General features: G+C 73.4%; 16 protein-coding genes. 13 read left to right on the top strand and 3 right to left on the bottom strand.

The features are described 5' to 3' along the window. The first annotated feature begins 4 nt into the window (after positions 1-4). The 6 genes from ACFVWU_RS24765 to ACFVWU_RS24740 all read left to right on the top strand — a co-directional run bounded on the left by ACFVWU_RS24765 (position 5) and on the right by ACFVWU_RS24740 (position 4,323). A complete protein-coding gene (locus ACFVWU_RS24765; RefSeq protein WP_387624851.1) occupies positions 5-1,348 on the top strand; it encodes a hypothetical protein in 1,344 nt (447 codons plus the stop codon). A 167-nt stretch (positions 1,349-1,515) separates the two neighbouring features. Beyond that, entirely contained in the window at positions 1,516-2,238 is a 723-nt protein-coding gene (locus tag ACFVWU_RS24760; RefSeq protein ID WP_387624849.1) for a DUF2993 domain-containing protein, read from the top strand. 248 nt (positions 2,239-2,486) lie between these two features. Next, positions 2,487-2,567, top strand: a complete 81-nt coding sequence (locus tag ACFVWU_RS24755; protein WP_350517234.1) for an Ms5788A family Cys-rich leader peptide — start codon at positions 2,487-2,489, stop codon at positions 2,565-2,567. A 235-nt stretch (positions 2,568-2,802) separates the two neighbouring features. Continuing rightward, positions 2,803-3,639: a sulfurtransferase gene (locus ACFVWU_RS24750; RefSeq protein ID WP_387624846.1), complete on the top strand. Its 837-nt coding sequence runs from the start codon at positions 2,803-2,805 to the stop codon at positions 3,637-3,639. 39 nt (positions 3,640-3,678) lie between these two features. Then, on the top strand, positions 3,679-3,969 hold the full coding sequence (locus tag ACFVWU_RS24745; RefSeq protein WP_030288989.1) for a DUF1416 domain-containing protein: 291 nt from the start codon (positions 3,679-3,681) through the stop codon (positions 3,967-3,969). A gap of 63 nt (positions 3,970-4,032) precedes the next feature. Then, positions 4,033-4,323 (top strand): DUF3099 domain-containing protein, encoded by a 291-nt coding sequence (locus ACFVWU_RS24740; RefSeq protein ID WP_387624843.1) that lies wholly within the window; start codon positions 4,033-4,035, stop codon positions 4,321-4,323. Positions 4,324-4,335: 12 nt separating this feature from the next. Here ACFVWU_RS24740 and ACFVWU_RS24735 read toward each other — a convergent pair whose 3' ends face one another. After that, positions 4,336-4,698, bottom strand: a complete 363-nt coding sequence (locus ACFVWU_RS24735) for a DsrE family protein (protein WP_380613195.1) — start codon at positions 4,696-4,698, stop codon at positions 4,336-4,338. A gap of 371 nt (positions 4,699-5,069) precedes the next feature. On the opposite strand from ACFVWU_RS24735, the gene ACFVWU_RS24730 reads away from it, so the two are divergent. The 3 genes from ACFVWU_RS24730 to ACFVWU_RS24720 all read left to right on the top strand — a co-directional run bounded on the left by ACFVWU_RS24730 (position 5,070) and on the right by ACFVWU_RS24720 (position 7,198). Further along, positions 5,070-5,654, top strand: coding sequence for an FABP family protein (locus tag ACFVWU_RS24730; protein ID WP_387624840.1), 585 nt, complete (start codon positions 5,070-5,072; stop codon positions 5,652-5,654). Positions 5,655-5,751: 97 nt separating this feature from the next. Further along, positions 5,752-6,216, top strand: a complete 465-nt coding sequence (locus ACFVWU_RS24725) for a Fur family transcriptional regulator (RefSeq protein WP_387624838.1) — start codon at positions 5,752-5,754, stop codon at positions 6,214-6,216. Between the two features lie 10 nt (positions 6,217-6,226). Then, positions 6,227-7,198, top strand: coding sequence for a YgfZ/GcvT domain-containing protein (locus tag ACFVWU_RS24720; RefSeq protein ID WP_387624835.1), 972 nt, complete (start codon positions 6,227-6,229; stop codon positions 7,196-7,198). A gap of 12 nt (positions 7,199-7,210) precedes the next feature. On the opposite strand, the gene ACFVWU_RS24715 is transcribed toward ACFVWU_RS24720, so the two are convergent. Then, positions 7,211-7,792, bottom strand: a complete 582-nt coding sequence (locus tag ACFVWU_RS24715; RefSeq protein WP_387624832.1) for a D-aminoacyl-tRNA deacylase — start codon at positions 7,790-7,792, stop codon at positions 7,211-7,213. 487 nt (positions 7,793-8,279) lie between these two features. Here ACFVWU_RS24715 and ACFVWU_RS24710 point away from each other — a divergent pair, with 487 nt between their 5' ends. The 3 genes from ACFVWU_RS24710 to ACFVWU_RS24700 all read left to right on the top strand — a co-directional run bounded on the left by ACFVWU_RS24710 (position 8,280) and on the right by ACFVWU_RS24700 (position 10,248). Then, positions 8,280-8,897 (top strand): ABC transporter substrate-binding protein, encoded by a 618-nt coding sequence (locus tag ACFVWU_RS24710; RefSeq protein ID WP_387624830.1) that lies wholly within the window; start codon positions 8,280-8,282, stop codon positions 8,895-8,897. A 71-nt stretch (positions 8,898-8,968) separates the two neighbouring features. After that, positions 8,969-9,928, top strand: a complete 960-nt coding sequence (locus ACFVWU_RS24705) for an asparaginase (RefSeq protein WP_387624827.1) — start codon at positions 8,969-8,971, stop codon at positions 9,926-9,928. A 110-nt stretch (positions 9,929-10,038) separates the two neighbouring features. Then, a complete protein-coding gene (locus ACFVWU_RS24700; RefSeq protein WP_030288965.1) occupies positions 10,039-10,248 on the top strand; it encodes a dodecin in 210 nt (69 codons plus the stop codon). A 142-nt stretch (positions 10,249-10,390) separates the two neighbouring features. Here the strand turns inward: ACFVWU_RS24700 and ACFVWU_RS24695 are convergent, their stop codons facing one another. Then, on the bottom strand, positions 10,391-10,882 hold the full coding sequence (locus tag ACFVWU_RS24695; RefSeq protein ID WP_030244505.1) for an inorganic diphosphatase: 492 nt from the start codon (positions 10,880-10,882) through the stop codon (positions 10,391-10,393). Positions 10,883-11,027: 145 nt separating this feature from the next. On the opposite strand from ACFVWU_RS24695, the gene dacB reads away from it, so the two are divergent. Next, positions 11,028-12,593, top strand: a complete 1,566-nt coding sequence (dacB, locus tag ACFVWU_RS24690) for a D-alanyl-D-alanine carboxypeptidase/D-alanyl-D-alanine-endopeptidase (protein WP_387624824.1) — start codon at positions 11,028-11,030, stop codon at positions 12,591-12,593. The last annotated feature ends 101 nt before the right edge of the window (positions 12,594-12,694 follow it).

Below are 12,694 nucleotides of genomic sequence, written 5' to 3'. Positions count from 1 at the left end.
CGGCGTGACGGACATGAACAACCCGAACCACGGCGGCTACGGCAACTGGCCGCAGCAGCCCCAGCAGCCCTATCCGCACCCGCAGCACGGGCAGCACCACCCGCAGCCGCACCCGTTCGGCTATCCGGTGGACGACGCGGCGGCGACCACGCTGCTGCCGCCGGTGCCGCCGATGGACGACGCGGCGGCGACCACGCTGCTGCCGCCTGTCCCGCCGATGGACGACGCGGCGGCGACCACGCTGCTGCCGCCGGTCACGGTCTCCGGCGCGATGCCGGTCGCCCCGCCGCAGCACCTCGGACGGCCGCCGGTGCAGCCGCAGCCGTTCCCGCAGCAGCCCGAGCCGCAGCAGCAGCCGTTCCCGCAGCAGCCGCCTACCCGGGCGCGGCACCGGGCCCCGGCTCCGCAGCCCGCCCCGCAGCAGGCCGCCGCGCCCGCGGCGCCCATGCCGCCCGCGGCTCCCGCCGCCCCTGCCGGGCCCGGCTTCGACCCGCCGACCATGACGCTCAAGCGCCCGACCGCCCCGCTGCCCGGACAGGTGCCGAGCATGCCCGGCGCTCCCGGTGCCCAGCCGTACGCGCCCGCCCCGGCGCAGCCGCTGCCGGTCGCCCCGCCGCCCGCCGCCGCCCCGCGCGGCCGGACCGGTTCGCCGATCATCGACCCGGGCCTGCAGCCCGCCCTGATCACGGCCGGTGCGGCCGCGCTGCTGGCCGGCGGCGCCGCGCTGGGCCAGGTGGCGCTGGCCCTGGTGGTCGCGCTGCTGCAGCTGCTGACGGCGGCCGGCTGGTTCCGGCTGAACGGCATGTGGCCGGCCCGCCAGGGCATCCTGCTCGCCGCGCTGGCCGGGCTCACCGCCGACGTGGCGGTGCTGCTGGCGGACTCCAACGGCGGCGTGGCGGCCGTGGTGGGCACCCTGGGCGGGTTCTTCCTGCTGGTCCTGGTGCTGCAGACGTTCCGTCCGTCGGACCCGAAGGAGCGCTTCTACGCGCTGACCGTGCTGGGCTCGGCCACCGTGGTGACGGCGCTGTGCACCACGCTGCTGCTGGCCGAGTGGGTGCCGGCCGGGGTGGGCGCGGTCGCGCTGGCCACCCTGCTGGCGGCGGCGCCGCTGCCCGGTCCGAAGCAGCTGGGCCCGGTGCTGGGCCTGGTCGCGGCGGTGCTGCTGGGCTTCCTGGTGGGCGCGCCGCCGGCCCTGGGCGCGCTCGCCGGGCTGGGCGCGCTGGTCGGCCGCCGGGTCGCGGCGTACGACTTCCCGTCCCGCTTCGTGCACATGACGGCGGGCGTGGCGCTGCCGCTGGCGGTGTCCGCGCCGCTGATCTGGATCGCCACCGATCTGCTGGCCGGCTGAGCCGGGTACGTCACTTCGATCTCCCGCCCCGGAACCACGTTCCGGGGCGGGACGTCGTACGGTCGTGCGGGAGCGGCCGCGTCAGGGCGGCCGCCAGGGAACAGCGACAGACCACAGCGACAGACCACAGTGGACGACGACAGCGACCGGCGACGACGGGGGACACGATGCGCGGATGGCTGAAGGCGACGATCGCCCTGGCGGTGCTCTCCGGGCTGCTGGTGGGCGCCGACCGGATCGCCGTCGGGGTGGCCGAGGACGAGGCCGCCGACCGGATGGTGAAGAGCGGCCAGATGAGCCAGCGGCCGGACGTGACGATCGAGGGCTTCCCGTTCCTGACCCAGGTGATCTCGAAGAAGCTGGACGACGTCCGGATCTCCTCGGACGGTCTGACGGTCCAGAACAACGGCCACCAGGTGGCGCTGCACTCCTTCAAGGCCAAGCTCTCCGGGGTCGAGGTGAGCGACAGCCTGAACAGCGCCACCGTGGACGACGGCACCGGCAGCGGCGTGATCTCCTACCAGGACCTCGCCCAGCTGCTGCCGCCGGCCTCCGAGCTGCTGGGCGGCGCCCCGCTGCCGGGCGGCGGCAACTCCCGGCTGAGCCTGTCGTACGGCGGGCCGGGCAAGATCAAGGCCTCGCTGGGGCCGGTCTCGGTCGGCGAGGCGACCGTGCACAACGAGGGCAACACCATCACCGTGGACGGCCTCAAGCTGAGCTCGCTGGCCGAGATGGTCGCCGGGTTCACCAACCGGAAGATCCAGCCGGCCAGCTTCACCCTCGACTCGATGCCGGCCGGGCTGAAGCTGGCCGAGAAGGACGGCGCGACGCCGTTGCCGGAGGGCCTCCAGCTGTCCTTCGAGGGCAAGGGCGTCAAGCTGCTGGGCTGACGCTGCCCCGCTCCGTCTCCGCTCCGCCTCCGTCCCGTCTCCGTCCCGCCTTCGTTCCGCTCCGCGAGACGCGCTGTCCAGCGCGGACCGCGGAGCGGTTCCGTTTCCGCCCGTTGTGTGCCGCCGCCGGGGGCCCGGCCGCTGCCCGCTTGGTCGCATCCCAGCCAAATCCCGGTATTCGGTCGTTTCGATCTCGATATTCGATACGCTAATGACAGCGGGCCTCGGGTGTCCCTAGCATCGTCGGCATGAAGCGACAGACGGATCTCACGAAGCGGCGGGCGGTCGACCTGTGCCGCGTGGCCGCCTGTCTGTGTCGAATGCGCTAAGTCGGCGTCCTGGCAGGGCAGTTGACGCCCGCCGCCGATCTCTACGGCGACCTCGCCCGGCTGTTCGGGCCAGCGGTTGCCGCCGTACTCCGCCACTCCCCGCCCGGCCGTCCCGGTTCACCCCGTCCGTCCCGTCATTCGGACAGGATTTCGGACCGCATCCGTCCGGGCGCCCCCGCAGCACCCCTGCTGAGCAGCACCTTCCGCCAACCGCCCTCGGATGGAGAACATCACCATGAGCCGCAGCGACGTCCTGGTCGACGCCGACTGGGTCCAGGCCCACCTGGACGACCCGAAGGTCGTCATCGTCGAGGTCGACGAGGACACCTCCGCGTACGACAAGAACCACATCCGCAACGCCGTCCGGATCGACTGGAAGAAGGACCTCCAGGACCCGGTCCGTCGCGACTTCATCGACCAGGCCGGCTTCGAGGCGCTGCTCAGCGCCAAGGGCATCGCCAACGACGACACCGTCGTGCTCTACGGCGGCAACAACAACTGGTTCGCCTCGTACGCCTACTGGTACTTCAAGCTGTACGGCCACGGCGACGTCCGCCTGCTGGACGGCGGCCGCAAGAAGTGGGAGCTGGACTCCCGCGACCTGGTCTCCGAGGTCCCGGCCCGCCCGGCCACCGAGTACGCGGCGCAGCCCGCCGACGCCTCGATCCGCGCCTTCCGCGACGACGTGATCGCCGCCATCGGCACCCTCAACCTGGTCGACGTCCGCTCGCCCGACGAGTTCTCCGGCAAGCTGCTCGCCCCGGCCCACCTCCCGCAGGAGCAGTCGCAGCGCCCCGGCCACGTGCCGAGCGCCCGCAACATTCCGTGGGCCAAGAACGCCAACGACGACGGCACCTTCAAGAGCGACGAGGAGCTCAAGGCCCTGTACGAGGCCGAGGGCATCGACCTGGCGAAGGACACCATCGCCTACTGCCGGATCGGCGAGCGCTCCGCGCTCACCTGGTTCGTGCTGCACGAGCTGCTCGACCAGCAGAACGTGAAGAACTACGACGGTTCGTGGACCGAGTACGGCAGCCTGGTCGGCGTGCCGATCGAGCTCGGCAGCAACTGAGCCTCCGGCTCGACCCGTAAGTCAGAAGGGAAGACAGACATGTGCGGTGCGAAGGCCGGCGGCCCGGACCTGGCAGGAGTTGACGTGGCGAACGAGACGATCATCCAGGGTTCGGTGACCCGCGACGGTGAGCCGGTCAACGGCTACGTCCGGCTGCTGGACGAGAACAACGAGTTCACGGCCGAGGTGCCCACCTCGGCGACCGGCCAGTTCCGGTTCTTCGCCCGCCCGGGCAAGTGGACCCTGCGGGCGCTGGTCCCGGGCCAGACCGTGGACCGTCAGGTGGTGGCCTCCCAGGGCACCGCCGTCGAGGTCGCGATCGCGGTCTGACCGGATCGGACGATCACCCCGAGGGCCCTGCCGCGGCAGGGCCCTCGGCCGTACCGTGGAGGGGTGCAGGGAAGGCGTCGGCGGCGCTTCTACTTCGCCATGATGGGCGTGTGCCTGGGCCTGTTCGTCATGGCCTGGGGCGTGGTGCGGTTCTTCTCGGTGGGTGCCGCGGTCGCCCTGTGCGTGGTCGCGATGGTCATCCCGCCGGCCGCCGCGGTGTTCGCCAACAAGCGGGACCCGGACGACGACTGGTGGAACGACCCGCGCTGGGACGACCCGAAGTGGGACGACCCCGGTCACGACCGGGACCGCCCCGACCACGAGCCGCGCGACTCCTCGGGAGGACAGTTCTAGGGGCCCGGAGGCCTAGTACACCAGCGCCTGGACGCCGTCCGACATGATCTCGCTGACGAAGACCTGCGCGCCCGCGATCCGGACGCCCTCGACCGTGTCCTTCTGCTCGATCCCGCGCCGGGCCGCGCACTGGGTGCACAGCGTCACGGAGCCGGCCGCCAGGATCGACTCCAGCAGGTCCGGCAGCGGCGCCGCGTGCGGCAGCTCGAACTCCGCCGCCTTCCCCGGCAGGGCGAACCAGGAGGACTCCCCGGTCAGCCAGAGCGAGACCTCGATCCCGCTGGCGACGGCCACGGCCGCCACCGTGAACGCCTGCGAGCACCGCTCCGGCGCGTCCGCCCCGGCGGTGACCTTGATGACGAGCTTCTTCGACATGGCGCCACCTTAGAGGTCGCGCCGCCCCCGCCCGCCGTCATCGCGGAATCCCTTGGGCAAACCTTGGGCCCCTTGGCGAAACCTTGAGCGGCGCCGGAGCGCGGGGGGCGCGAACCGCGACGTGGCGGGGCTCACCGCGACCGGCCGAAGCCCGGCGGATAGAGTGAGCGCCAGCAAAATCCACCACACTGTCGCCGCCTGGGAGCCCCCCGTGTCCGGTCTGGAAATGTTCTTCGACGGTCTGCTGGCCTTCATGGCCGTGCTGATCACCTGGTTCGCCATCTTCTCGGTGATGAAGCTGTACCAGGGCCAGCGCTGAGCCTGCCGTACGGTTGAGGCAGACCGCACCGACCACGACAGCGACCAGGAACATGATCGAGATCCCCTCTGACCTCCACAAGGACGTCGTCCCGCTCGCCTTCCTCCTCGGCACCTGGGAGGGCGCGGGCGTCTATGACTTCCCCGGCACAGAGAAGTGCAACTTCGGCCAGGAGATCGTGATCCGTCACGACGGTCGGCCCTTCCTGGAGTTCCGCTCCCGCACCTGGGTGCTGAACGAGGAGGGCGAGAAGGTCCGTCCGCTGGAGAACGAGCACGCCTTCTGGCGCATCACCAGCAACACCGACGGCACCACCGGCGCCCGCGGGATCGAGATCTCCTCCGTGCGTGACGACGGCACGGTCGAGATCTGGTACGGCGAGCTGGCCGACGGCAAGCCGCAGGTCGACGTCTCCACCGACGCGGTGGCCCGGATCGAGGGCTCCCCGGAGTACTCCGGCGGCAAGCGGCTGTTCGGCTTCGTCAACGGCGAGCTGCTCTGGGTCGGCGAGAAGGCCGCCCCGAACGTGCCGCTGCGCCCGTACATGTCCGCGCAGCTGAAGAAGGTGCTCAGCCCGGCCCAGCTGATCAAGGACATCAACGACCTGCCGGACGACGGCATCGCCTTCTTCAAGTAGACACAGCTCAAGTCAGGCCTGCGCACGAGGTAGGGACCGGCCCGCGGCCGGTCCCTACACTTGCACCAGGACCCCCGACCTTGACAGGGACAGCACCGTGGCGGACACCGGCACCACCGACTGGCAGCTCTCCGGCGACTGGAAGGCCGACCTGCGCGAGCGCGGCTACCGGCTGACCCCGCAGCGGCAGCTCGTGCTGGAGGCCGTCGACGTCCTCGACCACGCCACCCCCGACGACATCCTCTGCCACGTCCGCAAGACCGCCAGCGGCGTCAACATCTCCACCGTCTACCGGACCCTGGAGCTGCTGGAGGAGCTGGGCCTGGTCTCCCACGCCCACCTCGGCCACGGCGCCCCGACCTACCACCTGGCCGGCCGCCACCACCACCTGCACCTGGTCTGCCGGGACTGCGAGAAGGTCACCGAGACCGGCACCGAGATCGCCCAGCCGCTGATCGACCGGCTGCGCGAGGAGCACGGCTTCGACACCGACCTCAAGCATTTCGCCATCTTCGGCCGCTGCGCCGACTGCACCGCCGGGCGCGCGGACGGCCGGTCGTAAGCTGGCCGGTATGACCGGTGAGAAGAGCCCGCTGCTTGCCCTGCCCGGAGCCGTCCCCGCCGAGGGGGCCGACGAGGGTGTCGCCGCCCACTACGGCGACATCTTCCGCGAGCAACGGAACCTGTCACAGGGCGCCGGCTTCGTGGACCTCTCGCACCGCGGCGTGGTCACCGTGACCGGCGACGACCGGCTCTCCTGGCTGCACCTGCTGCTCACCCAGCACGTCAGCGAGCTGCGGCCGCAGCACGCCACCGAGGCGCTGGTGCTCTCCCCGCACGGGCACGTGGAGCACGCGCTCTACCTGGTCGACGACGGCACCACCACCTGGGCGCACGTCGAACCGGGCACCCAGGGCGCGCTGATCGCCTACCTGGAGAGCATGAAGTTCTTCTACCGGGTGGAGGTCGCCGACGCGACCGCCGACTACGCCGTGGTCCACCTGCCGGCCGGCTCCACCGCCTCCGTCGAGGGTGCCGCCGCCGTGCGCGAACTCCCCTACGGGCGGGACCTGTTCCTGCCGCGCGCGGAGCTGGAGGAGCTCACCGCCGGGTACGGCCCGGCGGCCGGGGTCTGGGCGTACGAGGCGCTGCGGATCGAGGGCCACCGGCCCCGGCTGGGTTTCGAGACCGACCACCGGACCATCCCGCACGAGGTGGACTGGCTGCGCACCGCCGTTCACCTGCAGAAGGGCTGCTACCGCGGCCAGGAGACCGTCGCCCGGGTGCACAACCTGGGCCGACCGCCGCGTCGGCTGGTCTTCCTGCACCTGGACGGCACCGAGGAGACCCTGCCCCCGCACGGCACCGAGGTGCGGCTGGCCGCCGACCCGGACGGGCGGGCGCTGGGCTTCGTGACCTCCTCGGCCCGGCACCACGAGCTGGGGCCGATCGCGCTGGCGATCGTCAAGCGGAACGTCCCGGTGGACGCGGTGCTGCTGGCCGGGACGGTGCCGGGCACCCAGGACGTGATCGTCCCGCAGTAGCGGATCCGGGGCTCAGACCTCGACGAGGACGGTGAACGGGCCGTCGTTCACCAGCGCCACCTGCATGTCGGCGCCGAACCGGCCCGTCTCCACCTTGGCGCCCAGCGCGCGCAGCTGGGCGACCACCTCGTCCACCAGCGGCTCGGCGACCGGCCCGGGGGCGGCGGCGGTCCAGGTGGGGCGGCGGCCCTTGCGGGCGTCCCCGTAGAGGGTGAACTGGCTGATCACCAGCAGCGGGCCGCCGATGTCCGAGCAACTCTGCTCCACGCTGTTACTCCCCCGCTCGCCTCCGGCCGCTCCGGACCCGACGCCGACGGTCGTCGCTCCGGCGCTCCCTCCTTCGTCGGTCGCTTGTCGCTCCTCGCTTTCGGCGTCGGCGCGGCCTTCGGCTCGGGGGGCGCGGTGACTCCCCCGTTCGGCAGGCGGCAGGATCCGCAAGGTCCAGAGCTTGCGGGCCAGTTGGGCCGCCTTCGCCGGGGTGTCCTCGTGGGTGACGCCGACCAGGACGCACAGCCCGGGCCCCTCGATCGCGCCGACGGTCTCTCCGGCCACCGTCACCCGGGCCTCGGTCACTCGCTGCACCACTGCTCGCATGCCGCCATTGTGCCGGAGCGCCGCACCGCCCCCGTAGCCCCTCGGGGCGCACGGCTGGGGCGCACGTCTGGGGCGCGCGCATGGGTGGCGCACGCTGTGCGGCGCGCGCCTGCGCAGGTTCGGGCGCGGTTCTCCCTGCGGAAAGGGCTGGTCATATCAGCCACCCCCGTTCGCCAGGGGGCCGTTCGGGTGCACGGGCGGTGCGCGCGCGCCGGGTGGGGTGGCACGCTGGGGAACCGTACGAAGGGCCCGGCGCGCCTGGAGGTCCGCCGCATCGGGCCCGGGTTCGGCCGGGCGGTCGAGCCGGTAGGTCAGGCGTTCTGGCCGGGTCGCCCCGGCGGGTGGTTCCAGCCGGGGGACGGAACCCTTCGGGGCCCCCGGGCGTGCCAACGGACGGGACGCGCGGGCCCGTCGGGGGACGGGCCGGACCGGCGGCAGGGACGGGGTGCCGCGAGCGGGCGGGATCGGACGACGGCAGGTGGGCTGGATGATGGACGCGAGCAGCGCGGCGCGGAACCGCTCCGGACAGGTGGCGCGGGCCCCCGGGGACCCGTCCTGGGCGGCCGTCCCGGACGGCGAACCCGAACTGGAGCGGCTGGGCCTGGACCAGCTGCGGGTGCTGCGCCGGGAGACCCTGGAGCAGGAGGCCGACCTGTCCTACCTGCGGCGGCTGCTGCACGGACGGATGGACATCCTGCGCGCCGAGCTCGACCGGCGCCCCGGCTGCGGCCCCGCCCATCCCGCCCGAACGGGCGGCGAGGGGCGCGGCGGCGACCTGCTGGACCGGCTGCCGGCCATCCTGACCGACGCGCCCTCCACCGTGCGGCGCTCCGCCCGGCACGTCACCCTCCGCCCGCCGCGCACCCAGGAGTCCCAGCTGGAGGCGGACGCGCTGATGGGCGACGTCCAGCTCGCCGACCTCGCCGCGCACCCCGCCGAGGAGCTGTTGGCCGCCCTGGAGCGGCTGCGCGCGCACGAGCGCGAGGTCTCCGGGCGGCGCCAGCGGCTGCTGCGGACGGCCGACGGTTGCAATGCCGAGATCACCCGCAGGTACCGTGATGGGGAAGCACGGGTCGACGACCTGCTCTCGGAGAGGCCGCTCTGACCGGGTGAGTCGTCGCGGGCGGGTGTGGTCCGGCTTCCTCCCGGCCCACCCTCGCCCCCGGAGGCTCCCCGATGTCCCAGTCCGCCACCCCGACCGTGCTCGCCGAGGTCATACGCTCGGGCTTCATCGAGGGCCGCCACCACGGCTCCCTGGTCCTGCTCGCCGCCGACGGCTCGGTGGAGTTCGCGCTGGGCGACCCCGACGCGCCGGTCTTCCCCCGCTCGACGGCCAAGCCGTTCCAGGCGGTGGCCACCCTGCGGGCCGGGCTGGCGATCGAGGGCGAGCTGCTGGCGCTGGCGGCCTCCAGCCACTCCGCGGAATCGTTTCACCTGGACGGGGTCCGGGCCATCCTCGGCTCCGCCGGGCTCGACGAGACCGCCCTGCGGACCCCGGCCGACCTGCCGTTGGACGAGACCGAGGCGGAACTGCTGCTCGGCACCGGCGGCCGCCGCGCCCCGATCCTGATGGACTGCTCCGGCAAGCACGCCGGCTGGCTGGCCGCCTGCGTCGCCAACGGCTGGGACACCGAGGGCTACCTCGACCCGGCCCACCCGATCCAGCGGCTGGCCCGCGAGGCCCTGGAGGAGGGCACCGGCGAGGCCCCCGCGCACGCCGGTGTGGACGGCTGCGGCGCCCCGCTGCTGGCCGTGACGCTGACCGGCCTGGCCCGCGGCTACCGCGGCCTGGTGCTGGCCGCCGAGGGCACCGCGCAGCGCCGCGTGGCCGACGCGATGCGCGCCCACCCCGAGTACGTGGCCGGCACCCGCCGGGCCGACACCTGGCTGATGCGGGCCGTCCCGGGCGCACTGTCCAAGATGGGCGCCGAGGCCGTCCAGGTGGTCGCGCTGCCGGACGGGCGGGCGCTCGCCTTCAAGATCGACGACGGCGCCGAGCGAGCCCGCGGGCCGGTGCTGGCGGCCGCGCTGCGCCGGCTCGGGGTGACCGGCGTGGAGGACACCGTCGAGCGGATCGGCGCGGCCCCGCTGCTCGGCGGCGGCGTCCCGGTCGGGCAGGTCCGGGCGGCGTTCTAGGGCGCGCCCCGGCACCTCCCGGGACACCCGCCGACGGCCGTCGGGGTGCGGGCCGGGCGGGGGCGGTGCACGGTGGACCCGGGGCCGTCGCACAGCTGAGGGAGTCCGCCATGACCGACCATGTGTACCGGGTGACCGAGATCGTCGGGTCCTCGACCGAGAGCGTCGACGCCGCGATCCGCAACGGGGTGGAACGGGCCTCCCGGACGCTGCGCAACCTCGACTGGTTCGAGGTCTCGCAGGTCCGGGGCCATTTGGAGGACGGCCGGATCAAGCACTACCAGGTGTGCATCAAGGTCGGCTTCCGGCTGGAGGACTGAGCCCCGGAAGCGGCGGACCGGGACGGCACACCGGGCCCGGACACGACAGAGGCCGGGGTCCGCGGACGAATCCGCGGGCCCCGGCCCGGGCTGTCCCGACCTGCCTCGAACCGTCCTGGTCGAGCGGGATCGGAACGACGGTTCAGTGACCGCCCTGCTCCGCGAGACGCTTGATCGAAGCGGTGACCTCGGCCTCGGCCTCGGCGCGGCCGACCCAGTTGGCGCCCTCGACGGACTTGCCCGGCTCCAGGTCCTTGTAGACCTCGAAGAAGTGCTGGATCTCCAGGCGGTCGAACTCCGACACGTGGTGGATGTCGCGCAGGTGCTCCCAGCGCGGGTCCGTCGCCGGGACGCAGAGCAGCTTGTCGTCGCCGCCGGCCTCGTCGGTCATCTGGAACATGCCGATGGCGCGGCACTTGATCAGGCAGCCCGGGAAGGTCGGCTCGTCCAGGATGACCAGGGCGTCCAGCGGGTCGCCGTCCTCGCCGAGCGTGCCCTCGACGTAGCCGTAGTCGGCCGGGTAGCGGGTCGAGGTGAAGAGCATCCGGTCGAGCCGCAGACGGCCGGTCTCGTGGTCGACCTCGTACTTGTTACGAGAGCCCTTCGGGATTTCGATAAGGACGTCGAACTCCAACGGTTCCTCCAAGGTAGGGACTGACAGAATCCAAGTGTCTCCTACGGGAGTGAGTGCTCAGGAAAGGGGCCGGTCGGTGGGAGCTGGGGGAGGGGCGGCGCGCCGCCGCAGGGGGACGGCCGCGGGACTGTTCGGAGCGGCCCTGTTGGTCGCCGGGACCGTCCTGACCGCGGGCGGTGCGTATGCGCAACCGTCCCCGACACCCGGCGGGCACAGCGCCGGGCAGGGCGAGGACGACAACAGCCAGGGCGACCAGGGCAGCCAGGGCGACCAGAGCGGCAAGCAGGGCGACCAGGGCGGAAAGCAGGGCGACCACGGGAAGGGCAAGCCCCGTACGGGGGAGAGTCCGAGCGCCGGCCCCACCCGTCGGGCCGAACCGCCCGCCGCCACGCCCGGTGGCAGCGGTTCGCCGCTCGCGCACCCGGTGCCCGCGACGGGCGCCGTCCTGGCCACCGCGGAGAACGGCCCGGAGGCCGCCGTCCCCACCGCCCAGGGCCTGCAGCAGGCGCTCGCCCCCGCCCTCGCGGACAAGAACCTGGGCACCGTGACGATCGCCGTCGCGGACGCCGCCGGTGGCCAACTCCTGTACGGCTCCGGGGAGAACACCGCGGCCACCCCCGCCTCCACCACCAAGCTGGCCACCACGGTCGCGGCCCTGTCGCTGATTCCCGGTGACACCCGGCTCACCACCCGGGTGGTCCGGGGCGCGGACCCGGGCACCGTCACCCTGGTCGGCGGCGGGGACCCGACGCTCACCGCGCTGCCCGCCGACCAGGTGCAGATCGGCGGCCAGCCCGCCGGCGCCGACACCGCCCCCGCCTCGCTGGAGGCGCTCGCCCGGCAGACCGCCACCGCGCTCAAGGCGGCCGGCACCACCACGGTCAAGCTGGACTACGACCTGTCCATGTACGCGGGCAACCCGCAGCACAGGACGAACCCCGACAACCACAACATCGCCCTGGTCGTCCCGCTGATGGTGGACGAGGCCAAGGTCGACCCCAAGAGCCGGGAGGACGCCCCGGAGCGGGTTGCCGACCCGGCCGACGCGGCCGCCGAGGCCTTCGCCAGGCTGCTCGCCGCCCAGGGCGTCACCGTCGAGGGCAGGGCCAAGCCGGCCGCCGCCCCGGCCGCCGCCGACGCCCCCGTCCTCGGCAAGGTCGACTCGCCGACCATGGCCCGGCTGGTCGAGCGCACGCTGACCACCTCCGACAACCAGCTCGCCGAGGCGATCGCCCGTCAGGTCGCCCTGGCCGTCCACCAGCCGGCCAGCTTCGAGGGTGCGGCGACCGCCGTCACCCAGGAGCTGGCCAAGCTCGGGGTGCCGATGACCGGCGTGGTCCTCAACGACGGCAGCGGCCTGCACACCGGCAACGCGATACCGCCGGCCGTACTGGTCCGGCTCCTGGCCCTGGCCGCCTCCGAGCAGCACCCCGCCCTGCGCCCGGTCCTGACCGGCCTCCCGGTCGCCGGATTCACCGGCACCCTCGACAAGCGCTACGGCTCCGGCTCCGGCGCCGCCGACGCGGCCGGCCTGATCCGCGCCAAGACCGGCACCCTCAGCAACGTCAACACCCTGGCCGGCACCGTCGTCGACGCCGACGGCCGCCTCCTCGTCTTCGCCGTGATGACCCGCACCTCCGCCCTCGCCGACACCGCGCGCGCCGCCATGGACCGCATCGCCGCCCACCTCGCCGCCTGCGGCTGCCACTGATCGCTCCGCGGTGGGGGAGGGCGGGGCTGCCACTGCCGCCGCTGCGGGTTCGACGGCGGCGACCTCCGGCGCGGGTGGCCCCGGTGGCCGGGTTCGGGCGG

Source organism: Kitasatospora sp. NPDC058190 (genome assembly GCF_042883685.1).
GTDB lineage: Bacteria > Actinomycetota > Actinomycetes > Streptomycetales > Streptomycetaceae > Kitasatospora.
Note: the sequence above shows the minus strand (reverse complement) of the source record. Positions and strands in the feature narration are given on the sequence as shown.

Bases quoted from the DNA above. Each gene is read 5' to 3' on its own strand.
- ACFVWU_RS24760 (WP_387624849.1), top strand. From the start codon at position 1,516: ATGCGCGGATGGCTGAAGGCGACGATCGCCCTGGCGGTGCTCTCCGGG.
- ACFVWU_RS24755 (WP_350517234.1), top strand. From the start codon at position 2,487: ATGAAGCGACAGACGGATCTCACGAAGCGGCGGGCGGTCGACCTGTGC.
- ACFVWU_RS24750 (WP_387624846.1), top strand. From the start codon at position 2,803: ATGAGCCGCAGCGACGTCCTGGTCGACGCCGACTGGGTCCAGGCCCAC.
- ACFVWU_RS24745 (WP_030288989.1), top strand. From the start codon at position 3,679: ATGTGCGGTGCGAAGGCCGGCGGCCCGGACCTGGCAGGAGTTGACGTG.
- ACFVWU_RS24735 (WP_380613195.1), bottom strand. From the start codon at position 4,698: ATGTCGAAGAAGCTCGTCATCAAGGTCACCGCCGGGGCGGACGCGCCG.
- ACFVWU_RS24730 (WP_387624840.1), top strand. From the start codon at position 5,070: ATGATCGAGATCCCCTCTGACCTCCACAAGGACGTCGTCCCGCTCGCC.
- ACFVWU_RS24720 (WP_387624835.1), top strand. From the start codon at position 6,227: ATGACCGGTGAGAAGAGCCCGCTGCTTGCCCTGCCCGGAGCCGTCCCC.
- ACFVWU_RS24715 (WP_387624832.1), bottom strand. From the start codon at position 7,792: ATGCGAGCAGTGGTGCAGCGAGTGACCGAGGCCCGGGTGACGGTGGCC.
- ACFVWU_RS24710 (WP_387624830.1), top strand. From the start codon at position 8,280: ATGATGGACGCGAGCAGCGCGGCGCGGAACCGCTCCGGACAGGTGGCG.
- ACFVWU_RS24705 (WP_387624827.1), top strand. From the start codon at position 8,969: ATGTCCCAGTCCGCCACCCCGACCGTGCTCGCCGAGGTCATACGCTCG.
- ACFVWU_RS24700 (WP_030288965.1), top strand. From the start codon at position 10,039: ATGACCGACCATGTGTACCGGGTGACCGAGATCGTCGGGTCCTCGACC.